The 23,396-nt window shown below is 68.4% G+C and carries 24 protein-coding genes; 8 read left to right on the top strand and 16 right to left on the bottom strand.

The genetic code is table 11. The features are described 5' to 3' along the window. Positions 1 to 190 precede the first annotated feature (190 nt). Positions 191 to 1,477, top strand: a complete 1,287-nt coding sequence (locus tag ACFVXC_RS38745; protein ID WP_389915744.1) for an MFS transporter — start codon at positions 191 to 193, stop codon at positions 1,475 to 1,477. A 10-nt stretch (positions 1,478 to 1,487) separates the two neighbouring features. Here ACFVXC_RS38745 and ACFVXC_RS38750 read toward each other — a convergent pair whose 3' ends face one another. From ACFVXC_RS38750 to ACFVXC_RS38760, 3 genes are all read right to left on the bottom strand, one after another. Next, positions 1,488 to 1,739 (bottom strand): DUF397 domain-containing protein, encoded by a 252-nt coding sequence (locus ACFVXC_RS38750; RefSeq protein ID WP_389915746.1) that lies wholly within the window; start codon positions 1,737 to 1,739, stop codon positions 1,488 to 1,490. 250 nt (positions 1,740 to 1,989) lie between these two features. After that, a complete protein-coding gene (locus tag ACFVXC_RS38755; protein WP_389915748.1) occupies positions 1,990 to 2,187 on the bottom strand; it encodes a DUF397 domain-containing protein in 198 nt (65 codons plus the stop codon). Between the two features lie 10 nt (positions 2,188 to 2,197). Then, the gene (locus ACFVXC_RS38760) at positions 2,198 to 3,043 is read right to left on the bottom strand and encodes a helix-turn-helix domain-containing protein (protein WP_389915750.1); all 846 of its coding nucleotides are present in this window, start codon (positions 3,041 to 3,043) and stop codon (positions 2,198 to 2,200) included. Between the two features lie 700 nt (positions 3,044 to 3,743). Here ACFVXC_RS38760 and ACFVXC_RS38765 point away from each other — a divergent pair. Together ACFVXC_RS38765 and ACFVXC_RS38770 are read left to right on the top strand one after the other, a co-directional pair. Beyond that, positions 3,744 to 4,754, top strand: coding sequence for an NlpC/P60 family protein (locus ACFVXC_RS38765; RefSeq protein ID WP_389915752.1), 1,011 nt, complete (start codon positions 3,744 to 3,746; stop codon positions 4,752 to 4,754). A gap of 359 nt (positions 4,755 to 5,113) precedes the next feature. Next, positions 5,114 to 5,818 carry a phosphatase PAP2 family protein gene (locus ACFVXC_RS38770; protein WP_389915755.1) on the top strand — a complete coding sequence of 235 codons (705 nt, stop codon included), beginning with the start codon at positions 5,114 to 5,116 and terminating at the stop codon, positions 5,816 to 5,818. A 486-nt stretch (positions 5,819 to 6,304) separates the two neighbouring features. Here the strand turns inward: ACFVXC_RS38770 and ACFVXC_RS38775 are convergent, their stop codons facing one another. Beyond that, a complete protein-coding gene (locus ACFVXC_RS38775; protein WP_389915757.1) occupies positions 6,305 to 7,888 on the bottom strand; it encodes an FAD-binding oxidoreductase in 1,584 nt (527 codons plus the stop codon). A 133-nt stretch (positions 7,889 to 8,021) separates the two neighbouring features. After that, positions 8,022 to 8,177, bottom strand: coding sequence for a hypothetical protein (locus tag ACFVXC_RS38780; RefSeq protein ID WP_389915759.1), 156 nt, complete (start codon positions 8,175 to 8,177; stop codon positions 8,022 to 8,024). 119 nt (positions 8,178 to 8,296) lie between these two features. Between ACFVXC_RS38780 and ACFVXC_RS38785 the strand changes: the two genes are divergently transcribed. Further along, positions 8,297 to 9,112: a hypothetical protein gene (locus tag ACFVXC_RS38785; RefSeq protein WP_389915761.1), complete on the top strand. Its 816-nt coding sequence runs from the start codon at positions 8,297 to 8,299 to the stop codon at positions 9,110 to 9,112. A gap of 155 nt (positions 9,113 to 9,267) precedes the next feature. After that, a complete protein-coding gene (locus ACFVXC_RS38790; RefSeq protein ID WP_389915762.1) occupies positions 9,268 to 9,453 on the top strand; it encodes a hypothetical protein in 186 nt (61 codons plus the stop codon). 186 nt (positions 9,454 to 9,639) lie between these two features. On the opposite strand, the gene ACFVXC_RS38795 is transcribed toward ACFVXC_RS38790, so the two are convergent. Continuing rightward, positions 9,640 to 10,011 (bottom strand): metal-sensitive transcriptional regulator, encoded by a 372-nt coding sequence (locus ACFVXC_RS38795; protein ID WP_389915765.1) that lies wholly within the window; start codon positions 10,009 to 10,011, stop codon positions 9,640 to 9,642. A gap of 232 nt (positions 10,012 to 10,243) precedes the next feature. Here ACFVXC_RS38795 and ACFVXC_RS38800 point away from each other — a divergent pair, with 232 nt between their 5' ends. Continuing rightward, on the top strand, positions 10,244 to 10,864 hold the full coding sequence (locus tag ACFVXC_RS38800) for a DUF47 domain-containing protein (protein WP_389915768.1): 621 nt from the start codon (positions 10,244 to 10,246) through the stop codon (positions 10,862 to 10,864). Between the two features lie 9 nt (positions 10,865 to 10,873). Beyond that, entirely contained in the window at positions 10,874 to 11,872 is a 999-nt protein-coding gene (locus tag ACFVXC_RS38805) for an anion permease (RefSeq protein ID WP_389915771.1), read from the top strand. Positions 11,873 to 12,047: 175 nt separating this feature from the next. On the opposite strand, the gene pstB is transcribed toward ACFVXC_RS38805, so the two are convergent. From pstB to ACFVXC_RS38855, 10 genes are all read right to left on the bottom strand, one after another. Continuing rightward, positions 12,048 to 12,824 (bottom strand): phosphate ABC transporter ATP-binding protein PstB, encoded by a 777-nt coding sequence (gene pstB / locus ACFVXC_RS38810; protein WP_389915774.1) that lies wholly within the window; start codon positions 12,822 to 12,824, stop codon positions 12,048 to 12,050. A gap of 49 nt (positions 12,825 to 12,873) precedes the next feature. Continuing rightward, positions 12,874 to 13,923, bottom strand: a complete 1,050-nt coding sequence (pstA, locus tag ACFVXC_RS38815) for a phosphate ABC transporter permease PstA (RefSeq protein ID WP_389915777.1) — start codon at positions 13,921 to 13,923, stop codon at positions 12,874 to 12,876. Continuing rightward, positions 13,920 to 14,948, bottom strand: a complete 1,029-nt coding sequence (gene pstC / locus ACFVXC_RS38820; protein ID WP_389915780.1) for a phosphate ABC transporter permease subunit PstC — start codon at positions 14,946 to 14,948, stop codon at positions 13,920 to 13,922. The genes pstA and pstC overlap by 4 nt, the downstream gene beginning before the upstream one ends. A gap of 117 nt (positions 14,949 to 15,065) precedes the next feature. Continuing rightward, complete coding sequence (pstS, locus tag ACFVXC_RS38825; RefSeq protein ID WP_389915783.1) at positions 15,066 to 16,196, bottom strand: phosphate ABC transporter substrate-binding protein PstS; 1,131 nt, start codon at positions 16,194 to 16,196, stop codon at positions 15,066 to 15,068. A 234-nt stretch (positions 16,197 to 16,430) separates the two neighbouring features. Further along, positions 16,431 to 16,853, bottom strand: coding sequence for an NUDIX hydrolase (locus tag ACFVXC_RS38830; RefSeq protein WP_389915786.1), 423 nt, complete (start codon positions 16,851 to 16,853; stop codon positions 16,431 to 16,433). Further along, positions 16,850 to 17,935 carry a CHAD domain-containing protein gene (locus tag ACFVXC_RS38835; protein ID WP_389915788.1) on the bottom strand — a complete coding sequence of 362 codons (1,086 nt, stop codon included), beginning with the start codon at positions 17,933 to 17,935 and terminating at the stop codon, positions 16,850 to 16,852. Before ACFVXC_RS38835 ends, ACFVXC_RS38830 begins: the two co-directional genes overlap by 4 nt. Further along, a complete protein-coding gene (locus ACFVXC_RS38840) occupies positions 17,916 to 20,321 on the bottom strand; it encodes an RNA degradosome polyphosphate kinase (protein WP_389915790.1) in 2,406 nt (801 codons plus the stop codon). The genes ACFVXC_RS38835 and ACFVXC_RS38840 overlap by 20 nt, the downstream gene beginning before the upstream one ends. Positions 20,322 to 20,440: 119 nt before the next feature. Next, on the bottom strand, positions 20,441 to 21,358 hold the full coding sequence (locus ACFVXC_RS38845) for an ABC transporter permease (RefSeq protein WP_389915793.1): 918 nt from the start codon (positions 21,356 to 21,358) through the stop codon (positions 20,441 to 20,443). After that, positions 21,355 to 22,254, bottom strand: coding sequence for an ABC transporter ATP-binding protein (locus ACFVXC_RS38850; protein ID WP_389915796.1), 900 nt, complete (start codon positions 22,252 to 22,254; stop codon positions 21,355 to 21,357). Before ACFVXC_RS38850 ends, ACFVXC_RS38845 begins: the two co-directional genes overlap by 4 nt. Next, the gene (locus ACFVXC_RS38855) at positions 22,251 to 22,676 is read right to left on the bottom strand and encodes a GntR family transcriptional regulator (RefSeq protein ID WP_389915799.1); all 426 of its coding nucleotides are present in this window, start codon (positions 22,674 to 22,676) and stop codon (positions 22,251 to 22,253) included. Before ACFVXC_RS38855 ends, ACFVXC_RS38850 begins: the two co-directional genes overlap by 4 nt. A 144-nt stretch (positions 22,677 to 22,820) precedes the next feature. On the opposite strand from ACFVXC_RS38855, the gene ACFVXC_RS38860 reads away from it, so the two are divergent. Continuing rightward, positions 22,821 to 23,393 (top strand): hypothetical protein, encoded by a 573-nt coding sequence (locus ACFVXC_RS38860; RefSeq protein WP_389915801.1) that lies wholly within the window; start codon positions 22,821 to 22,823, stop codon positions 23,391 to 23,393. Positions 23,394 to 23,396: the final 3 nt, after the last annotated feature.

Here is a 23,396-nt window from a genome sequence, read left to right on the forward strand (position 1 = left end):
CCTGCGCCTGCGCGCATTCCGTGAAGGCGCGCCCGCCGCACGGCCGACGGCGTGAGCCCGGCGACGGACGACGCCCTTCCAACCACCGTGGGAGACGAAGATGGTCCCGCAGCTTTTCTCGAGGAAATCGAAGAGTCCGCACAGCGAGGCAGATCCGGAAAGCCGTGCCGTCAGTAAGTTCCTGCGCCGCATGCTGCCTCTTCTGGTGCTGATGCTCCTCGTCAACCAGATGGACCGGACGAACGTCGGGTTCGTGCAGGACGACCTGCGTGTCGACGTCGGCACGAGCGCCGCGGCGTACGGCCTCGGAGCCGGTCTGTTCTTCATCGGCTACGCGATCTTCGAGATCCCCAGCAACATGCTGATGGAACGCTTCGGCGCCCGGACCTGGCTGACCCGCATCATGGTCAGCTGGGGCACCGTGATCCTGGCGATGTGCTTCATCAACGGCACCACCAGCTTCTACATCCTGCGCTTCCTCCTCGGCGCGGCCGAGGCCGGATTCTTCCCCGGCGTCCTCTACTACTTCACCCAATGGCTGCCGAACTCCAGCCGGGGCCGGGCCAGCGCCATCTTCCTGGGCGGCTCCGCCACCGCGTACATCGTGACCGGCCCGATCAGCGGTGCGCTCCTTGAGATGCACGGCATCGGCGGCATCGCCGGCTGGCGCTGGATGTTCGCACTGGAGGGCGTCTTCTCCATCGTCGTCGGCATCGTCGCCGGTTTCTTCCTGGTCTCCCGCATCCGCGAGGCCCGCTGGCTGACCGACGAGGAGAAGGACGCGCTGAGCGCGGCCGTCGAACGCGACCAGGCGTCCCGGAACCGCGAACCGAAGGTGTCCCGGCTCAAGTTGCTGGTCCACCCGCAGGTTGCACTGCTGACGGTCGTCTTCTTCGCCATGGCGCTCACCGGCTACGCGATCACCTTCTGGCTGCCGAGCCTGGTCGCCGACATCGGCGGGCTCTCTCCCTTCCAGATAGGCCTGCTGTCCGCCATCCCCTGGATCTGCGCGGTCGTGGCGATGTACTCGATGGGCAGCGTCACCGACCGGGCGCAGGACCGCCGCCCCTATCTGGCGTCCGCGCTGGTCCTGTCGGCCCTCGGCACGTACCTCGCCACGCTCGGCTCCCCCTGGTTCGGGCTGCTGGCCATCACTCTTGCCGCGGTCGGCGGCAAATGCGCGGCCACACTGTTCTGGCCGATGGCCCAGTCCGGGCTCGACCTCAGGGTCGCCGCGGCGGGGCTGGCCCTGGTGAACTCCCTGGGCAACCTGGGCGGCTTCGTCTCCCCCACGCTCTTCGGCTACCTCAAGGAGCACACCGGCAGCACGACCGGTGGCCTGCTCACCCTGTCCGCCGCCTCGTTGATCGCCGCCGTCGGCGTCTTCTTCATCCGCCGCCCGACCAGCGGGCCGGTCCGGCCCGCTGACGCGGACGCTCCCGCCTCCAGCGAGGGTGCGGCGCCCCGGACCGCCTGAAGCGGCGCTGTCACTCGACGCCCTCCACGAAGTGGTCGAACTCGCCCGCCTGGACGCCGAGTACGAACGCGTCCCACTTCTTCTCGGTCGTCGTCACGACGTTCTCGGGGTCGCTGGTCTCCCGGAGGTACACGGCGTCCCCCGGGCCGTGCGCGATCTCGATCCAGGGGCCCGGCCCTTCCTCCCCTTCGGGGGCGGCGCGGATCCAGTCCAGGTTCGGGGGGATGCCGGGGGTGGGGGTGGAGGCGGGGGTGTCGGTCACTGGGAGGGTCCTTCGTGGGATTTTTTTGGGATGGGTGGGGTGGAGGTGGGTCTCTTGTGGGGCTTTGCCCGTATTTAGGGTGGGGGTTGGGGGTGCGGATTGCAGAGAAGTCCCGTGGCTATCCGTGGGTGGGGGGGCGCGTGGGCTGGTGCGGGTTGGGGACCTGCGGGGCTTTCCCCAACCCCGCCCCTTCCCGGCTGCATCTATTAGCGGCTCCGCCGCGGAGAGGCTCCGCCCCAGACCCCGGTCCTCAAGCGCCGGACGGGCTGACAGGGGCGAGGGCGCGGATGAGGGCGGCGAAGGCTGTGGGTCGTGCGGTGAGTATCGCTGCGGTGGGGTCGGCGCTCTCGGTTAGGTGGACAGTCGGCCCGGTGGGGCTCGCGGCGACGTGTACGCAGGAGTTGCCCTGGGCGCAGTAGGACGACTTCTGCCAAGTGAGCTCGGGCATCTGGGTTCCTTTACAGGTCTCGGATGATGCTGTGGACAAAGTCGCGGGACTGCGCGGCTGGCAGCGCTGTGGCTTCCATGCGGTCGAGCAGTACGCGGTACTTGTTGAGTTGAGCCTCGGCGTCGAGGAACACGGGGCCGTGTGACTGGTCGAGATTCACTGTGTCGAGCTGAGGCACCGGGCCTGCCGAGTAGTAGATCGACTGTCCTGAGCCGGGGAACGTACCAGCGGCGAACGGGATGACGTGGATGGTGATGTGCTCCCGCTCGCTCATGTCGATGAGGTGCTTGAGCTGATCCTTGGTCACGGCGGGGCCACCGAACTGCATCCGGAGAGCGGCCTCGTGGACGATCACCTGGTTCGGCGTTGGCGCGCCGCGGAAGAGCACGGCTTGCCTCTTGATCCGGTACGAGATGCGGTGCTCGATGTCCGGGGGCGACAGCTCGGGTACGTCCTGGCGGAAGATCTCGCGGGCGTAGTCCGTGGTTTGGAAAAGGCCGGGGATATGCACGGTCACGGCGGTTCGCAGCAGCGTGGCGTGGTGTTCGATCTCGGCCAGGTCGAGCAACCCGACAGGGAGGATCTCGCGGTACTCCTCCCACCATCCGCGTGTCCGTTCAGCGGTCATGCCGACCAGCGCTTCGATCAGGGCCTTGTCTGAACAGTCGTAGTGACAGGCCAGAGTGCGCACCCGAGCCGAACTCATGCCGAGCCGACCGGACTCCATGTTGCTGACCTGGTTCTGCTTCACGCCAAGCAGCTTCCCCGCCTCCGTTGACGTGAGGCCAGCACGCTCACGGAGCTTGCGAAGCTCGCTGCCCAGCCGGAGTTGACGTCCCGTCGGGTTGGTTCTCACGGGCGTGCTCGCCTCTCCTCTGTCCAGTCACCCACACGAGTGGTTGTGTAGGGCTTTGCAGGTTTTCGATTAACACCTTAACAAGGTGCAGCTACCTTATGAGTGGCGCCGACACCCTGAAGCACCCCGCTCGACGGAGCGGCAACGTCACTGGGTAGCCCCAGCAACTCCCTGCTCTGAACGGAGACTTCCATGCTGCCCACAACCGTATCCCCGCCCTGGAGCTACACCCTCCAACTCCCGCACGACCCCCGCGCCCCCGGCATCGCCCGCGCCACCCTCCGTGCCGTGCTCGCCGCCTACGGGATCGCCGACCTCGCTCCCACCGCGGAGCCTCTCGCCGCGGAGATGCTCAACAACGCCCACTGCCATACCGAAGGCCCCTACGCCCTCCGCCTCCGCCACTCCTCCCCGAAGGGGATCCGCGTCGCCGTATGGGACTCCAATCCGCGGATCCCGCCTGGATTCGGGCGGCCCGGCAGTCCGGCAGTCCGGCCGTCCCGCCGCCGACGGATGCCGAGAGTGGGCGTGGGTTGCATCTTGTGCGGGCTTGCGCCGACTCCTGGGGTGCCTACCCCCTCCGTGCCGCCCGGGACGGGAAGCTGCTCTGGGCCGAGGTCGGCGGTGATCCCCCTAAGGCACAGGTCCCACCTCTACACTGAGGCGCGGTGGACTCCCGCGGGGTGAGGGGTGGTTGACGGTGCGTAAGACGTGGCTGGTCGCGGCCGTCGGCGCCAGCGGGGCGATGAGCTTCATCGCCCTGCTCGTCGTGGGGACGTACATGGCCGCCGGGAGCATGGAGGGCGGCGGCGGGGGCGGGAGTGTGGCGCTCGCCAAGGGCGCTGTCCCCAGTAGCTATCAGCCCCTCGTGCAGAAGTGGGGCAACCTGTGCAAGGCCATCAATCCCGCCCTGCTCGCCGCGCAGCTGTACCAGGAGAGCGGGTTCAACCCGAACGCCAAGAGCCCGGCCAAGGCCCAGGGGATAGCGCAATTCATCCCGGGGACCTGGGCCACGCACGGGGTCGACGGCAACGGCGACGGTGATCGCGACGTCTGGGACCCGGAGGACGCCATCCCGTCCGCCGCTTCGTACGACTGCAAACTCGCCAGCTATGTGAAGGACGCCCCGGGAAGCCCGACGAAGAACATGCTCGCCGCGTACAACGCGGGGGCGTACGCCGTCATCAAGTACGGCGGCGTACCGCCTTACAGCGAGACCCAGAATTACGTGAAGACCATCACGGACCTGGAGAAGAGCTTCGCCCGGCCCACCAGCAGGGTGCAGCCCTCGCAGCAGGCGGCGGGAGCCATCTACTACGCGCAGAAGAAGCTCGGCACGCTGTATCTGTGGGGCGGCAATGGAACCGCCGAGCAAGGCGGACGGTTCGACTGTTCCGGCCTTACGCTCGCCGCCTATCGCAGCGTGGATATCGATCTGCCGCGCGTCGCGAACGACCAGTACAACGCCGGACCACATCCCAAACGGGACGAACTGCTCCCGGGCGACCTGGTGTTCTTCTCCGACGACCTCACCAATTCCCGCGCCATCCGGCACGTCGGGATCTACGTCGGCGGGGGCTACATGATTAACGCCCCGCGAGCCGGTGCGGTGATCCGGTTCGACCCGATCGATACGCCTGATTACTTCGGCGCGACCCGTGTCACCGAGGACGGCGCGAATGCCGTGCCCGACAAGCCGTCGGCCGCCTGAGGGATAGAGGGGCGGAGGGGCGGAGGGGCAGCGGGCCGAGGGGCTGAAGGTCCCTGGAGGGTTCCGAAATGGGGGCCTCGTGTAGGTGTGTGCGGGGCGTGATGTGGCTTGAACTCTCTGTCAGTACACTTCTCTGAGCTGCGACGATGTATCTCTCTTCGATAACGTCTGCGTGATCATTCGGTAGAGAGTGGAACGTAGTGCGGGGGACTACGCGTTCCCTTGACTGTGTAGGGGCGCGACCACCCAGTAGTAGCGAGCGGCATTGATCACGCGGCAAGCAGCACTGACCACGGGGGTTGATGGAAGGGCGCACGGCAAGGTGCGTCCGAGGCGAGGAGACAAGGGGCCGCAGCACCATGGCTGGACTCGACACAACCGGGTCGAACCCCGACGTCAGCCTGCTCTACGACATCAACGGCCTGGCTGAGGATTCGCCGGACTGGCTGGCAAAGTCGGTGGCATTCGTCGGTGAGTACGGGCTGTTGCTCGCGCTTGTTCTGCTCGTCGTCTGGTGTTGGTGGGGGCAGCGAAAGCGCGGGGCGCTCGATGAGGCCGCCTCCTCTGTCGCCGCTGTTGTCTGGGCGCCGTTGGCGGCCGGGATCGCCGTCCTGGTGAATGTGCCGATCCGCGGATTTGTCGAGCGACGTCATCCTTTCAAGGACCATGACGGCCTTGAGCTCCTTGCGCACGGAAAGACCGACTTCTCGTTCGTGAGCGATCACGCGACGCTCGCGATGGCTCTTGGCGTCGGGCTTTTCGTGGCCAACCGGAAGTTCGGCCTTGTCGGCATAGCTCTCGCCCTGCTCGAAGGCTTCTGCCGGGTCTTTATGGGCGTGCACTATCCGACGGACGTCGTCGGTGGATTCGCGCTCGGAACGGCTGTCGTGTTGCTTCTTTCGCCGCTGGCCATGGCTCTGCTCACGCCTGTCGCGAAGGCTGTTGGGCGGACTGGGCGGGGCGGCTGGCTGGTGTGGGCGAAGCCTCGGGGAGAGGCCGTGGCGGAGTTTCCCCAGCCCTCCGCGTCGGCCTCCGGTCCGGATGAGCGGGATCTCGCGGCGTAGCGGCCGTTCCCGTCCCCCTTCCCCTTCCCCTTCCCCTTCCCCTTCCCCTTCCCGTTCCCGTTCCCGTGTCCGCCTCCGCTCGGCGCCGCTTCAGTAGCCACCAGCCTGTGCCGGCCGCTGCCGCGGTCACTCCTGCGGAGGCGGCCGTGAGGGGGCCTGCGGCCGGGTGGGCGGGTTCCGTGGTGGCGGCTTGGGCCGCGGGGGCCGCCAGGGTCAGGAGGACGGCTGTGGCTGCTGCGGCCTTGGCTATTCGCGGGGTCATGCATCCAGAGCAGCGGGGTCCCGGGGAGTGGGCCACCTGAGGGCGTGTCGGGTGCGCTGTTCGGGTTGCGGGGACGGCCGTACGGGGTACAGGCCTGTCCGCCCCCAGACCCCGAACAAGATGTCCTCAAACGCCGGACGGGCTGGATTTCCAGCCCGTCCGGCGTTTGAGGACGAACTCGGCGGAGCCGGTGAATCAACGGCGTTCAAGGCTCCGGCTGCCGGTCACAGTGCCTGGGGGAAGTCGAAGAAGCGGTTCGGGTCGTACTGCTTCTTCAGGGTCTTCAGGCGGGCCGCCGCCGAACCGTAGTAGGCCTTGCGCCAGTCGCTCAGGGTCGGGTCCGCGTAGTTCTGGTACGCCGCGCCCGACGCGTATCGGGCCATTGCCCCATGGGCGGTTTTGAGCCAGGCCTGGGCCGGCTTGCCGGAGGTGCCCGGGCGCCAGGAGGCGATGTACTGCGCCAGCATCCGCGAGCGGCGGTGGACGAAGGCCGTGGCCGTCGGGTCGACCCGGTTGATCGCGCCGCCGAGCGCGGTCAGCGCGATGCTGCCCCCGCTCGCGCCGGTCACGTTCTCCACCTGGGAGAGGAGCGCGCGGATGCCCGCCGCCGAGAGGGAGCGGTCGAAGAAGTCCGAACTCGCCGCGTACGTCTCGCGGTTCAGCGCGCCCTGCGTGCTCCGCCCCGGCGTCGCGCCCGGCAGATGGCACTGGGCGTCCGACGCGAAGGACGAGCAGCCCGCGTAGACCTCCATCGACTCCTCGTACGAGCGCCGCTTGAGGGAGACACTGCGCGCCGGGGCGCCGATCTTGTCGGCCAGGCGGTCCACCGCGTTCTGCAGTTCGCCGTACGTGCCGAGGGAGAAGCACGCGATGGACACCGTGGGCGTGCCGCCCGGCGTGTTCGCCAGGTGCGCGGACGACCAGATCTCGTCCGGCTGGTCGGGGCCCCACGCCTGCCACGCCTTGATGACCGCCGCCGCCTTCGACCAGGGCCAGGTCATGTACGCCGAGACGCCCTGCGGGGCCGCGTGCGTGCGAAAGCTCAGCTCCGTCACCACGCCGAAGTTCCCGTTCCCGGCGCCGCGCAGCGCCCAGAAGAGGTCCTTGTTCTCGCTCCTGCTCGCCGTCAGCTGCTTGCCGTCCGCCGTGATGAGCGTCGCCGACGTCAGGCTGTCGCAGGTCAGGCCGTACGCCCGTGACACCACTCCGTGGCCGCCACCCAGTGTGAGTCCCGATATGCCTACCGTCGGGCAGGAGCCCGCGGGGATCGTCACGCCCTTCGCGGCGAGCGCGCGGTACACGTCGATCAGCTTCGCGCCCGCGCCGACCGTGGCCGTCGAACCACTGGCGCGTGTCTTGTTCAGCTTCGACACGTCGACTATCAGGCGGCCCGTGCCGGACGACCAACCCCCGTAGGAGTGGCCGCCGTTGCGTATGGAGACCGGGACGTCGTGCGCGCGGGCGTAGGCCAGGGTCGTACGGATGTCGTCGGGGTTGGCGACGTATGCGACCGCCGTCGGCTTCAGCTTGTCGTAGCGGGTGTTGTAGAGCTGCCGGGCCGCCGCCCACTGTGCCTCGCCCGGCTTGACCAGGGTGCCGTCCAGGTCCTTGGCGAGGGCGGTGAGGTTCGACGCGGCGGACGCGGCGGCGCTCGACGTGCGCAGGGGAGTGCCGGAGCGCGAGCCGGCCGCGCCGCGGGAGGTGACGTCACCGCCGCCGCCCCCGCCGGAGCTGCTGCAACCCGCTGCCGCGAAGGCCGTAGCCGCCGTCGCCGCCGCCGTGGTGCTGATGAACGTACGTCGTTCCATGACCCGCCTCCCGTTGCTTCCCACGGAGTACGAGACGGCGTACGGGGCCCGTGGGTTCCGGTGAGCAGGCAGGGGAGTTGGCGGGAAGCGGCCGGGAAGCGGCCGGGGAGCGGCCGGGGAGCAGCCGGGGAGGCTACGCGCCCGACAGGTGGGACTCTGCGTCCGTCCGGGCCTTGCTGCGCGCTCTGCGGGCCGGGCCGCGCCAGCCGCAGCTGCACCGGGCTGCGCAGAAGCGGCCCTGCTCGACCGTCGTCGTGCGGTGCGGTTCGTCCTGTTGCTCCTGGGCCACGACTCCACCGTACCCACGCCGGGTGAACGCCCTTGCGCGTGACGGGTCAACGTACCGGTCGTTACACGGAACGACAGGGGGCTACAGACCTCGCGGGAAAGCTTGGGGGTAGTCGGGCGATGGGTCAGCAGCAAAGGCGCACAGGCGGAGCGGTCCTCACGGCCGCGGCGGTGAGTCTCATGGCCGTCGCCACGGGATGTTCGGGGGGTGGCGCCGTCGCTGACGACGGGCGTGCCGCCGACGCCGTCGACGTGGTGCGGGAATCCGCCGACGCCCTTGCCCGAGCGGGGACTTCCAAGGCGCGTACGTCCATGGAGATGGCCAGCGGGGGCACCCGCGTGACCATCCGTGGGCAGGGATCGTACGACTTCAGGCGGCAGGTGGGGCGGTTCGTGGTCGTTCTTCCGAAAGATCCCGCCGGGGACGACGAGCACCGCCCCATCACCGAGCTGATGGCGAGCGGCGCGCTCTACATGAAGAACCGCGGCGCCGGGGTCCCCGCGGACAAGTGGGTACGGATCGACACGGCGGCGCTCTCGGACGGCAACCTGGTCACGGGCGGGGCCACCGATCCGCTCGCCGCCGCGGAGTTGCTGCGGGGCGTGCATAAGGCGTCGTACGTCGGGGAGACGACGGTGGCGGGCGTGAAGGTGCGGCACTACCGCGGGGTCGCGGACCTGCCGAGCGCCGCGAAGTCCGCTTCCGAGGGGCAGCGGCCGGCCCTGAGGGCGGCGGCGAAAGGGTTCAGCAAGGGCCGTGTGCCGTTCGACGCGTACGTCGACGAGGAAGGGCGGCTGCGGAAGCTGCGGCAGCAGTTCAGTGTCGCGAACGCGGCGGTCGCGTCGACCACGCTGCTCTTCGACTTCGGGGTGCGGGTGGACGTGCGGCTGCCCGCGAGCGAGGACATCTTCGCGGGGAAGATCGCGGAGAAGTAAGGACTCGGCTGGTCGACCCGGCTGGTCGACTCGGCTAGTCGACCCGGCTAGTCGTACCGGTGGCGGAAATGGTCCGTCCGTGCCATGCGCGGTGCGTAGGCCGCTCCCTACTCTAGGAAGTCGGTACCGGCAGGAAGCAAGGTCAGGAAGAGGTGATGAACGTGGCTCTGGTGCGCGGTACGACCGTTCAGGACCACGTTGCCCTTGCCGAGATCGAGCTGTGCGGTGAACTCATCATCGCGGCGTCCGCCGCCGGTGAGGATCGGCTGAGTGCCGACCGCATTGACGAGGTCCTGAAAGTCTCCACCGATGTGGGGCAGCGGGGCGATAACCGGGACTAGTCCCGGAGTGAACCCCGGTCCGCCGGGGTGGGGAAGTGGCCCGGGCCCTGCCGCGTCCCTTCACTTCACTTCACTTCATCTCACTTCGCTTCGAGACCAGGTGCCCGGCTCAAGACCAGGTGCCCGGCTCAAGACCAGGTGCGCGGCTCAAGCTCAGGTGCACGGCTCAAGCTCCGCGGCTCAAGCTCAGGTGCGCATCATGCGCGCGATCGCCTTCGTCGCTTCCTCGACCTTCGCGTCGATCTCGTCGCCGCCCTTGACCGCCGCGTCCGCCACGCAGTGGCGCAGGTGCTCCTCAAGGAGTTGGAGGGCGAAGGACTGCAGGGCCTTGGTGCCCGCCGAGACCTGGGTGAGTATGTCGATGCAGTAGACGTCTTCCTCGACCATCCGCTGCAGGCCACGGACCTGCCCCTCGATGCGCCGCAGCCGTTTGAGGTGCTCGTCCTTCTGCTTGTGGTAGCCGTGGACGCCCTGCTCGTGGCCGCCCTGCTCGTGGCCGCCGGGCTCGGAGGGCGTCTCGGTGTTCATGGCCACACCGGCCGCATCGGTGGTCGTCATCGAGTCCTCCTGCTTGGACAGTCACTCTGCTGGGCAGTCATAGAAAAGCCACTGGCTGAACTGGCATGAACTGGTTTTCTATACCCCTAGTGGGTATAGAATACTCGATTGCTCGGGGGGCGTGCTGATCACTGTGCCTGATGGGCGACACTGGGGTCTGGCCGGTTAGCCGTGGCCGGATGATGCGCCTAGCATCAGCCTGACCGAATCCAAAGCACCCCGAGGACCCCACGTGCGCTTTCGTCTGACCCCCAGGGAGACGAGCTTCTACGACATGTTCGCCGCTTCCGCGGACAACATTGTCACGGGCTCGAAGCTCCTGATGGAACTGCTCGGGGCTGACGCCTCCGCCCGAGCCGAGATCGCAGAGCGTATGCGGGCCGCGGAGCACGCTGGAGATGACGCGACACACGCGATCTTCCACCAGCTGAACTCCTCCTTCATCACGCCGTTCGACCGCGAGGACATCTACAAGCTCGCGTCGTGCCTGGACGACATCATGGACTTCATGGAGGAGGCCGTCGACCTGGTCGTTCTCTACCAGGTCGAGGAACTCCCCAAGGGAGTCGAGCAGCAGATCGAGGTCCTGTCGCGAGCCGCCGAGCTCACGGCGGAGGCCATGCCGAATCTGCGGACGATGGACAACCTCACCGAGTTCTGGATCGAGGTCAACCGTCTGGAGAACCAGGCCGACCAGATTCACCGCAAGCTCCTCGCCCAGCTCTTCAACGGCAAGTACGACGCCATAGAGGTGCTGAAGCTCAAGCAGATCGTCGACGTGCTTGAAGAGGCGGCCGACGCGTTCGAGCACGTCGCCAACACGGTGGAGACCATCGCGGTCAAGGAGTCCTGAGGCCTCTCCATGGACACCTTTGCTTTGATCGTGACCATTGGCGTCGCGCTCGGATTTACGTACACGAATGGCTTTCACGACTCTGCGAACGCCATCGCCACTTCCGTCTCCACCCGTGCGCTGACGCCCCGTGCGGCACTCGCGATGGCCGCCGTCATGAACCTCGCGGGCGCCTTCATGGGCAGTGGGGTCGCCAAGACGGTCAGTAAGGGTCTGATCGAGACGCCCGAAGGCAACAAGGGAATGTGGATCCTCTTTGCCGCCCTGGTGGGCGCCATTGTCTGGAACCTCATCACCTGGTACTTCGGGCTTCCTTCCTCCTCCTCCCACGCGCTTTTCGGTGGAATGGTCGGAGCCGCGCTCGCCGGTGGAATCGGGGTGATCTGGTCCGGAGTCCTCGACAAGGTCGTGATTCCGATGTTCCTTTCGCCCGTGGTCGGCCTCGTCGTCGGTTATCTGGTGATGTGCGCGATCATGTGGATGTTCCGGAAGTCCAACCCGCACAAGGCCAAGCGTGGATTCCGTATCGCACAGACGGTGTCCGCGGCCGGTATGGCGCTCGGGCACGGTCTGCAGGACGCGCAGAAGACCATGGGCATCGTGGTGATGGCCCTGGTCATCTCCGATGTGCAGAGCGCCGACGCGCCGATTCCGATCTGGGTCAAGATCTCCTGTGCGCTGATGCTCTCGCTCGGTACCTACGCGGGTGGCTGGCGCATCATGCGTACGCTCGGCCGCAAGATCATCGAGCTGGACCCGCCGCAGGGATTCGCCGCCGAGACCACCGGCGCGGGCATCATGTTCACCACCGCGTTCATGTTCCACGCGCCGATCTCCACCACCCACGTGATCACTTCCGCGATCATGGGTGTGGGCGCCACGAAGCGCGTGAACGCGGTGCGCTGGGGTGTCGCGAAGAACATCATCCTGGGGTGGTTCATCACGATGCCCGCGGCTGCGATCGTCGCCGCTGTCAGTTTCTGGATCGTGAACCTGGCGTTCTTGTAAGTCTTCGGCTGCGAGCAGTTTGTGGCTGGTCGCGCAGTTCCCCGCGCCCCTTCGGGGCACGGCCCGAACACAGGAAAGGCCCGCCCCCGGGAGCCAGGGGCGGGCCTTTCTTTGTTGCCCTCGCGGTGGCACCGCCATGCAGCACCGCAAGGAGTCAGGAGAGCCGGAGTACGGCCTAGCCGAAGCGGCCCGAGATGTAGTCCTCGGTCGCCTGCACGGACGGGTTGGAGAAGATCCGCTCCGTGTCGTCGATCTCGACGAGCTTGCCGGGCTGGCCGACCGCCGAGAGGTTGAAGAACGCCGTACGGTCCGAGACGCGCGCCGCCTGCTGCATGTTGTGCGTCACGATGACGATCGTGAAGCGCTCCTTCAGCTCGCCTATCAGGTCCTCGATGGCGAGCGTGGAGATCGGGTCCAGGGCCGAGCAGGGCTCGTCCATCAGGAGCACCTGGGGCTCGACCGCGATGGCCCGCGCGATGCACAGACGCTGCTGCTGGCCGCCGGAGAGGCCGGAGCCGGGCTTGTTCAGGCGGTCCTTGACCTCGTTCCAGAGGTTGGCGCCCTTGAGGGACTTCTCGACGATCGCGTTCAGCTCGCTCTTCTTGTACGAGCCGTTGAGCCGCAGGCCCGCCGCCACGTTGTCGAAGATCGACATCGTCGGGAACGGGTTGGGGCGCTGGAACACCATGCCGATCGTGCGGCGCACGGCGACCGGGTCGACGCCGGGACCGTAGAGGTCCTCGTCGTCCAGAAGCACCTTGCCCTCGACGCGGCCACCCGTGGTGACCTCGTGCATCCGGTTGAGGGTGCGCAGGAAGGTGGACTTGCCGCAGCCGGAGGGGCCGATGAAGGCCGTCACGGAGCGGGGCTCCACGGTCATCGAGATGTCCTCGATGGCCTTGTGGGAGCTGTAGTACGCGGTCAGGCCCGATACGTCGATTCGCTTGGCCATGGAAATCACTGCTTTCGAAGGGGTACGAGAGGGTCGCTGATGGCCGCGGTCAGCGGCCCGTCTTGGGGGCCTTCCAGCGGGCTACGCCGCGGGCCGCCAGGTTGAGGATCATGATGAAGCCGATGAGGGCGAGGGCCGCCGCCCAGGCGCGGTCGTAACCGGCCTGGTTGCCCGCCGCGTACTGCTGGTAGATGTACAGCGGCAGCGAGGCCTGCGAGCCTTCGAACGGGTTCGTGTTGATCATGGGGTTGACCCAGACCAGGAGCAGGACCGGTGCGGTCTCGCCCGCGATACGGGCGACCGCGAGCATGACGCCGGTCGTGATGCCGCCGATCGCGGTGGGCAGGACCACCTTGAGGATGGTCCGCCACTTCGGGATGCCGAGGGCCAGTGAGGCCTCCCGCAGCTCGTTCGGGACGAGCTTGAGCATCTCCTCGGTGGAGCGCACGATCACCGGCATCATCAGGATGGCGAGCGCCATGGCGCCGGCCCAGCCGGAGAAGTCGAAGCCCAGGATCAGGATCCAGAAGCTGAGGACGAACAGGCCCGCGACGATCGACGGGATGCCCGTCATGACGTCCACGAAGAACGTGACGACCTTGGAGAGCTTCCCGCGTCCGTACTCGACGAGGTAGATCGCGGTGAGCAGGCCGATCGGCACGGCGATGACGGAGGCCAGGAGCACCTGCTCCAGGCTGCCGATGATCGCGTGGTAGATGCCGCCGCCGGGCTCGTCGTCCGCGACCACGCCCATGGAGTGGGTCAGGAAGTAGCCGTTGAAGACGGTCGAGCCGCGCTGCACGGTCTCGTAGATCAGCGAGGCCAGCGGGACGACGGCCAGGAGGAACATCACCCACACCATCGAGGTGGCGAGGCGGTCCTTGGCCTGGCGTCCGCCCTCGACGGCGACCGCGGCGGCGTACGAGACGACGATGAAGAGGATGGCCGCGATGAGGCCCCACTGGATGCGGCTGTCCAGGCCCGCGCCCATCCCGATGCCGATGCCGACGGCGGCGGAGCCGAGTGCGACGACGGCCGGTGTCCAGCGCGGGAGCCGTGCGCCCTGCAGGCTCGTGGGCTTGACGATGGTGGCGCTCATGCGTTGGCCCCCGAGTACTCCTTGCGGCGCGCGATGATCATGCGGGCCGCGCCGTTGACCAGCAGCGTGATGATGAAGAGGACCAGGCCGGATGCGATGAGCGCGTCACGGCCGTACTCGGTGGCCTCGTTGAACTTGCTCGCGATGTTCTGCGCGAAGGTGCCGCCGCCGGGGTCGAGCACGGACGCGCTGATGAGGAAGGTCGGGGAGAGCACGGTGGCGACGGCGATGGTCTCGCCGAGCGCGCGGCCAAGGCCGAGCATCGAGGCGGAGATGACGCCGGAGCGGGCGAAGGGGAGCACCGACATGCGGATGGTCTCCCAGCGCGTGGCGCCGAGCGCGAGCGCGGCCTCCTCGTGCATCTTCGGGACCTGGAGGAAGACCTCACGGCTGACGTTCGTGATGATCGGCAGGATCATGATGGCGAGCAGGATGCCGACCGTCATCAGGGAGCGCGGGGCGCCGCCCTGGTACTCGAAGACGCCGGTCCAGCCGAAGTAGTCGTCGAGCCAGCTGTAGAGGCCGGTCAGATTGGGCGCGACCACGAGGGCGCCCCAGAGGCCGTAGACGATCGACGGCACGGCGGCCAGGAGGTCGATCACGAAGGCGATGGGGGTCGCCAGCTTGCGCGGCGCGTAGTGCGAGATGAACAGCGCGATGCCGATGGCCACGGGGACGGCGATCACGAGGGCGATCACCGAGCTCACCACGGTGCCGAAGACCAGGACCGCGATGCCGAAGTACGGCTTGCCGCCGGTGGTGCCACCGGCCGGGTCCCACTCGAAGGTGGTGAGGAAGTTGCCCGTGTTGTCCGAGAGGGCGAGGGTCGCGCGGTAGGTCAGGAAGGCCGCGATGGCGGCCATGATCACGAGCAGCGCGATGCCGGAGCCGCGCGAGAGACCGAGGAAGATCCGGTCGCCGGGGCGGGTGGCGCTGCGGCGCGGACGCTTGGGTGTGATGCCCGACGGCTGTACGTCGTTGCGTCGGGGGGGTGGGGGTGCGGTCGTACTGCTTGGTATATCCATAAGATTCTCCGGTCTGCGGAGCCGATCACCGCTTCTTCAGCGGGCGTTGCTCCTGGCGGCGGTGCACCGGACGGTGCGGCCGGCCCTGGTTCACGGGGCCGGCCGCACTCGGTTCAGCTAGCTCAGGCCCGCGACGGTCTTGCGGACCTTGGTGATGATCTCGGCCGGGATCGGCGCGTAGTCGTTCTCCTTGAGGACGTTCTGGCCGTCCTCGCTGGCGATGTAGGTCAGGAAGGACTTGGTCGCGGCCAGGGACTCGGCCTTGTTGCCCTTCTCGCAGAGGACCTCGTACGTCACCAGGGTGATCGGGTAGGCGCCCTCGGCGGTGGGCTTGTAGTTCAGCTCCAGGGCGAGGTCGTTGCCCTTGCCGACGACCTTGGCCTCGGAGATCGCCTTGGAGGCGTTGTCGACGGTGGCCTTCACCGGCTCCTTGGCGTCGGTCTTCAGGTCGACGGTGTTGATGCCGTCGGCGGCGTAGGAGAGCTCGAAGTAGGAGATGGCGCCCTCGGTCTGCTTGACCTGGCCCGCGACACCGGAGGAGCCGTTGGCGGACTGGCCGCCCTTGGCCTCCCAGGACTTGCCGGGCTCGTGCGACCAGGCGGACGGGGCCGCGCCCTTGAGGTACTTGGTGAAGTTGTCCGTGGTGCCGGACTCGTCCGAGCGGTGGAACGCCTGGATCTTGGTGCTGGGCAGCTTGGCGTCGGGGTTCAGCTTCTCGATCGCCTTGTCGTCCCAGGTCTTGATCTTGTCGTCGAAGATCTTCGCGAGGGTCTCGGCGTCCAGGACGAGGTTGTCCACTCCGGGCACGTTGTAGCCGACGGCGATCGGGCCGCCGACCATCGGCAGGTCGATGGCCTGGCTGTTCTTGCAGACCTTCTTCGACGCCGCGATCTCCTCGGGCTTCAGCGCCGAGTCGGAGCCCGCGAAGGCGGTCTGGCCCTGCATGAACGCGGTGATGCCGGCGCCGGAACCCGTCGGGTTGTAGTTCAGCTGAACGTCCTTGCAGGTGGTCGAGTAGACCTTCCGCCAGGCGTCGATCGCGTTCTTCTGCGCGGACGAACCGGAGGCCGCGAGCTGGCCCTTGGCGTCATCACACTTGATATTGGCGTTGGCGCTCGTCTTCTCGCCGCTGCCGCCGCTGCCGCCGCTCGTGTCGTCGGAGCCGCACGCCGTGAGGGCCAGGGCGCCGGAGACGGCGATGGCGCCGAGGGAGAGGGCGCGGAGCCGGTTCTTGCGCTGAAGCTTCACTTTCGGGTCTTCCTTCCGGGAGCCGCCGGCCCTTTGCTGGCGGCGTGCGAGGTCTTCGTCGTGCGGTTCTGCGGTCCTGCGGTTCTGCCGTGCTGCGGTTCTGCGGTCTTACGTTGTGTTGTAAGGCTGAAATTAGGCAGGGCAGGTGAAGCGGCCGATGGGCATGAGTGAACGGGGGGTGAACCTCGGCGGTCGGCCTGGTTAGGCGATGCGCTACTGAAAGTAGCCGATCGTTTACGCCGGGTTGAGGACGCCGAGAAGGGCGTCGACAAGCTCCTGGTCACGGCGTTGGGTGAGGCGGTTGCGGGCCGCCGCCGGCGAGAGCCAGAGGATGCGGTCGACCTCGTTGTTGGGTGAGAAGCGGCCGTCGGCCACCTCCGCCGCCCAGTAGCTGACCTCTTTGGGGCGGCCTTGGGCGATATAGCGGACCGTGGGGAGGCGGGTGCCGGGGATGCAGCGGTGGCCCGTCTCCTCCTCGACCTCGCGCAGGGCGCCGTCCAGGGGCGTCTCGGCCCGCTTCAGCTTGCCTTTCGGATGCGACCAGTCGTCGTACTTCGGCCTGTGGACCAGGCAGATCTCCAGCTCGCCGTCGTACGGGGAGCGGCGCCACAGGACGCAGCCCGCGGCCCGTACGACATCTCCGTCGCCGTTCGTCATGGGGTACTCACCGTTTCCGTCTCGCGGAGCCAGGCCTGGTGGAACGCGAAACGGGCCGCTTCCACCTCATGACGCTGGTCGGCGTGCAGGACGCCGAGTGCGTACGCCGTCGCCGGGGCGATGCGCGGGGTGCGGGCGGCCGACGCCGCCGCCGACGCGGCGTCCGCCGCCTCGCGGTGGCGGTCGAGGGCGTGGCCCGCGTCCACGAGGCGGAGGTCGTCGCCGGGGCTGCCGGTGAGGACCTCCTGGGCGTACCTGTGCAGGCGCAGGAGGGCGCGGGTCTTGAGCCAGGGAGCGTCCTGGGCCTCGGGCGCGGCGTCGGCCTCGGCGGCGAGACCGTACGTCAGGGCTTCCGCGTTGTACGGATGGCCCGCCTGTCCGAGGGGGAGCGCGGCGATCGCCTCCGCGAGGTCGCCCTCGGCCCTTGCCGCCAGTGGTTTCAGGTCCTCCTGCGCCCGGACGAGCGGCACCTCGCTGGCCAGTACGGCCACGTTGTCCGCGACCGCGTGGAAGCGGGAGGAGCCGAAGGCCTGGAGGGCCGCTGAGTGGGCCCGCGTGCGGGCGAGGGTGAGCTGGCGCTCCAGCAGCGCCGCTGCTTTGGCCGCGCCCACCGTCAGGCCTCTTGGAGCGCCGCCCTGTTCACCCGCACCCTGCGCTGTGGGCTGTGCCGACCCGTTCCGCCTCGCGGAACGCCTGCCCACAGGGGGAGCGATGTCGACGCGGTCCGTGGGTGCCGGAACCGTCGGCGTGCCCGACAGGCGGTGCAGCGCGTCAAGGAGCCGCTCAAGGCGGGCCGCGTACGCGTGCTCGTGGGCCAATGTGCCGGAGAGCCAGCCCAGTTCGGGTCGCAGCCCGGACGCCCATTCCTGGTCGAGGAGCGGGCGGAACGTGTGCAGGGTGCCGCCGATGCGGCGGGCCGCGCGGCGCAGGGCCCTGGCCGCCTCCAGGGACTCCTCCGCGCCCTGCGCGTCCGTCGTCGACTCGCGGTGCAGCCGCAGCGAGCGCAGGAACTCCGTGGCCTGGCCCTGAAGATAGGCCGACAGGACGTCGCCTGTCGTCGTCTCATGGTTTAGCTGTGCCACGCCGGCGCCTCCGGGCGTCAATGAGCGTCTCCTGTACGTTCCGCAGGGGCTGGCCCTCCGGATCCAGCGCGTGCCGGGTCCAGTTGCCGTCAGCGCCCAGGTGCCAGGAGGCGGTGTTGTCCGACATGCCGGTCTCCAGGAGCCGGTTCAGCGTCGCCCGGTGTGCCGGGTCGGTGACCCTCACCAGTGCTTCGATACGTCGGTCGAGGTTGCGGTGCATCATGTCGGCGCTGCCGATCCACACCTCGGGCTCGCCCGCGTTGCCGAAGGCGAAGACGCGGGAGTGCTCCAGGAAGCGGCCGAGCACGGAACGGACCCGGATCGTCTCCGAGAGCCCCGCGACACCTGGCCGCACCGCGCAGATCCCGCGCACCCACACGTCCACCGGCACACCCGCCTGCGAGGCGCGGTAGAGCGTGTCCACGACGGCCTCGTCGACCATCGAGTTGCACTTGATGCGCACATAGGAGGGGCGGCCCGCGCGGTGGTGCTGGATCTCCTTGTCGATGCGTGAGATGAGCCCGTCACGCAGGGACTTGGGGGCGACGAGGAGACGGCGGTAGGTCTCGCGGCGCGAGTAGCCGGAGAGCCGGTTGAAGAGGTCGGACAGGTCGGCGCCCACCTCCTGCTTGGCGGTGAGCAGCCCCAGGTCCTCGTAGAGCCTGGCCGTCTTGGGGTGGTAGTTGCCCGTACCCACGTGCGAGTAGCGGACCAGGGTGTCGCCCTCCTGGCGGACGACGAGCGACAGCTTGCAGTGCGTCTTCAGGCCGACGAGGCCGTAGACGACATGGCAGCCCGCCTCCTCCAGCTTGCGCGCCCACTTGATGTTCGCCTGCTCGTCGAAGCGCGCCTTGATCTCGACGAGTACGAGCACCTGCTTGCCCGACTCGGCGGCGTCGATCAGCGCGTCGACTATCGGGGAGTCGCCCGACGTCCGGTACAGCGTCTGCTTGATCGCCAGGACGTTCGGGTCGGCGGCCGCCTGCTCCAGGAAGGCCTGCACGGACGTGGAGAACGAGTCGTACGGGTGGTGCAGGAGTACGTCGCGCTCGCGAAGGGCGGCGAAGATGTCGGGCGCGGAAGCCGACTCCACCTCGGCGAGGTCGCGGTGCGTGCCCGCGATGAACTTCGGGTACTTCAGCTCGGGCCGGTCGAGGGCCGCGATACCGAAGAGCCCGGTCAGGTCGAGCGGGCCCGGCAGCGGATAGATCTCGGCCTCGCTGATCTTCAGCTCGCGCACGAGGAGGTCGAGGACGTTCCGGTCGATGGACTCCTCGACCTCAAGGCGCACCGGAGGCCCGAAGCGGCGCCGCATGAGCTCTTTCTCCAGGGCCTTGAGGAGGTTCTCGGCGTCGTCCTCCTCGACCTCTAGGTCCTCGTTCCGGGTGAGCCGGAACATGTGGTGCTCCTGGATCTCCATGCCCGGGAACAGCTCCGCGAGGTGCGCGGGAGCCGCTATGACGTCCTCGATGGGCACGTACCGCTGGGGGGAGGCCTCAAGGAAGCGGGAGAGGAGGGGCGGGACCTTCACGCGGGCGAAGTGGGTGTGTCCCGAGACCGGGTTGCGCACGACCACGGCGAGGTTGAGCGAGAGCCCCGAGATGTACGGGAAGGGGTGCGCGGGGTCGACCGCGAGAGGGGTCAGTACGGGGAAGATCTGCTGCCGGAAGAGCGTGAAGAGGCGGGACTGCTCCTTCTCGGTCAGCTCGTTCCAGCGGACCAGGTGGATGCCCTCGTCGGCGAGGCCGGGGGCGACGTCCTCCTGGTAGCAGGCGGCGTGCCGGGCCATGAGCTCGCGGGAGCGGTTCCAGATCAGCTCCAGGACCTCACGGGGCTGCAGGCCCGAGGCCGAACGGGTGGCGACGCCGGTCGCGATGCGCCGCTTGAGGCCCGCCACCCGGACCATGAAGAACTCGTCCAGGTTCGAGGCGAAGATCGCCAGGAAATTAGCCCGTTCGAGTAGCGGGGTGTTCGGGTCCTCGGCGAGCTCCAGGACGCGCTCGTTGAAGGCCAGCCAGCTGCGCTCCCGGTCCAGGAACCGGCCCTGCGGAAGCTCCTGGCCGTCGTGTCCTATCTGGCCGTCCTCGTCGTACGCGTCGAGATCCGCGTCGATGTCGGGGTCGAGGTCGGACACCGCGGCCGACAGCGTGTGCGGGCGGTGAGCGGCGATGGAGCCTACGGAGGGCTGGGCGTGTGTGACGGTGCCGTGGCTCGAAGGGTCTCCGTCATGGCCGGTGGTGGGCGACGGGTGGGACTGACCTTGCGTGCTGGGCTGGCTCATGGCCCCATTCTTCCGCGCGGGGACTCCGATAGGCGCGTCGGAGAGTGCCGGGGTGAGGAAGAGCTTCCCGTTCATGGGGGGAGGGTCGGGCACGGCGGGCTGCATTGAGTGAGGGTCGCAAGCCAGTCTGAATCACTGGTTACGGCGACATGACGTGCGGGACATGTGCCGGGGTCCCCCGGACGTCTACACGTCCGGGGGACTGTTCATTCCGGGCCCGGACTTCAGGCCGTACGGCGCCTGAGCACGCGGAACGCGGCGTAGGCGGCTGCGGCGGTGAGGGCGAGGACGATGCCGGTCTCGATGAACTGGACGTACCAGAAGTGGGAATGGGGGTGGACGTCGGCGTACCAGCGGGTGACTTTGGTGTCACCGGTGGCGTTGCGGACCCCCATGTTCACGATGATGGAGTCCATGGGGGTTTCATGCATCGTGTAGCTCGTGCTCGTGCCCGAGGCGGGCCCCGAGACCGTGGTCGCCGGGAACAGGTGCCAGCGCACGCTTCCCATGATCAGCAGCACGACGCCGGTGACGAGGCCGCCGATGGCAAGGGCCACCAGGGTGCGGCGCACCAGCAGGCCGACGAGCGCGCCGACCATGACGCCGAGAAGGCAGTACGCGACGAAGACCGGGCCGATTGCCTCGTAGACGCCGCGGTCGGCCCAACTCAGATTCCACATGTTCTCGACACCGGACCGGCCGCCCCAGAAGACCGCCATCAGCGCGAGCCCGCCGGCCACGCTCGTCACGGCGAACACCGCCAGCTTCGACATCAGCCAGCGTGCGGGCGACACCGACTGCGTCCAGGCGAGCTTGTGGGTCCCCGACTCCAGCTCGCGGGCGATGACCGGGCCCGCGACGAAGGCGCCTATCAGGACGGGGATGAGGAGCATCCCCAGGGAGTAGCTCTGCACGAACTGGTACAGCAGATCCCGTGCGCTGGCGAAGCCGAGGAATGTGTTCTCACAGGGGCCGGTGCTGGTGCCGCATCCGTCGCTCGTCGCGGGGTAGGTCGCCGCGGCCCAACGGAAGTAGCCGGTCAGGACGGCCGCGAGCACGATGAGGCCGAGCACCGTCCACAGCGTGGTGCGGTGCAGCCGGACGTCCACCCAGCGCGGACCGCGAAGGAGAGGAGAACTCATACCGTCACCTCGTGTTCGGCGGGAGCCGTGCTCGGCGTCAGCAACGCCGGGGCTTCGGGAGAGCGCAGATGGGCGAGCAACAGTTCCTCCAGGGAGGGCTCTTCGACGTCCCAGCCTTCGCCGAGCGGCCCGTCGGGCCGGATCAGCGCGGTCAGGCCGCGCCCGGTCGCGCGGGATTCGACGACGGTGTGCGGGGCGAGGTCCTCGACGGGGCGGCGCCCGGTGACCAGGGCGTGCGCGCCGACGAGGTCGTCGATGCCGCCGCCGAGCCGGACCCGGCCGCCGGACACGAGCAGCAAGTGGTCGCATGAGTCGGCCAGTTCACCGACGATGTGCGAGGACATCACCACGGTGGTGCCGTGCTCGGCGGCCTGTGACATCAGCGTCCCCATCAGCTGATGCCGGGCGAGCGGGTCGAGGTCGGCCATCGGCTCGTCCAGGAGCAGGAGTTCGGCCCGCTTGCCCAGCGCGAGGGCGAGTGCGACGCGGGTGCGCTGACCGCCGGAGAGCGTGCGCACGCGCAGCTCCGGGTCCAAGTCTCCTTCGCCTACGACACGTTCGGCGAGGGCGGCGTCCCAGCGCCCGTGGTTCAGCTCGGCGCCGAGCCGCAGCGTGTCGGCGATGCTGAGCTGCGGGTAGAGCGGCTTGTCCTGGGCGACGTAGGCGACGTGCTCGCGTGCGGTGGCCGGGTCGGCGCCGAGCACGGTGAGCGCGCCCTCGGTGGGCCTGAGCAGCCCGGCCGCGAGGGCGAGCAGCGTCGACTTTCCCGCGCCGTTGGGTCCCACTACCGCGCAGATCCGTCCGGCGGGCAGCCGGAAGGAGCAGTCGCGCAGGGCATGGCCCCGCCGCCCGTAACTCTTGGCAAGCGCGGCCGCCTCGATGGCGGTGTCGGTCATGCGTGGTCCCCCTTGGTCACGTGCTGCTTCGGCTGCGTCTGCTCTGACTGTGTGAACTGCTCTTCGAGTACGGCGCTGAACAGTGCCGCGACGTCGTCCCTCTCCAGACCGGAGGCGCGGGCGCGGGCGGCCCACTGGCTCAGCTCGCCGCGCAGCGGGGAGTCGGTGGGCGTGGAGCCCAGCGACTTCCGCACGAAGGTGCCGAGCCCCCGGCGGGCCTCGACCAGGCCTTCGCGTTCCAGCTCGCGGTAGGCCTTCAGGACCGTGTTCGGGTTGATGGCCGTCGACTCGACGACCTCACGGGCCGTGGGCAGCTTGTCGCCCGGCTCCAGCAGGCCCAGGCGCAGTGCCTGCTGGGTCTGCTGGACGATCTGGAGGTAGGTGGCGACGCCGCTGCGCCGGTCGATACGGAACTCGACCATGCCCTTGCACCACCCTTTCACTAATTGAGTAGTGAAAGGGTGGTGCAAGGGGGTGCGTTCCGTCAAGGGGGAGGCGATCTTGTACTGTCTGCCGCTCAGCATTGACGTGAACATGTATGGAAAGTCGGGGGACTTACCTTGTCCATGCCACCGCCGCCTCAGGGCGGCTATCAGCAGCCTCAGCAGCCGTACGGCCAGCAGCCTCAGCCGCCGTATCAGGGCCAGCCGCCGTATCAGGGTCAGCCGCAGTACCAGGGTCAGCCGCAGTACCAGGGGCCGCCGCCGCCCCAGTACGGCCAGCAGCAGTTCGCCCCCCAGCAGCCCCAGCAGCCCCAGCAGCCCCAGCGCCCGCGCGGCGGTGGCGGCGGTGGCGGCGGCTCGTTCAACCGGCAGTCACCCCTGATGAAGGTGGTGGTCCTGCTCATCGCCGGTGTCATCGCGGGCGTCTGGTGGTATTCGAGCCGGGGCAACACCACGGGCCCCGGCAGCGAGGCCGCCAAGGCGCCCACGGCCGCGGAGGTCGGCGACTGCGTACAGAACAAGGGATCGGGCGGCAGCCCGGACATGGAGGTCGTCGACTGCTCCGGCACGGCGGCCGAGTACAAGGTGACGAGCAAGCACGAGACCGAGTGCGAGCCGGGGGAGTCCCGCTATGAGCAGACCCGGCGCGGCCGGGTGCAGTACAGCATGTGCCTGAAGCCGGTCGAGCCGAAGTAGGCG

This window comes from Streptomyces sp. NPDC058257, assembly GCF_042881845.1.
Lineage (GTDB): Bacteria > Actinomycetota > Actinomycetes > Streptomycetales > Streptomycetaceae > Streptomyces.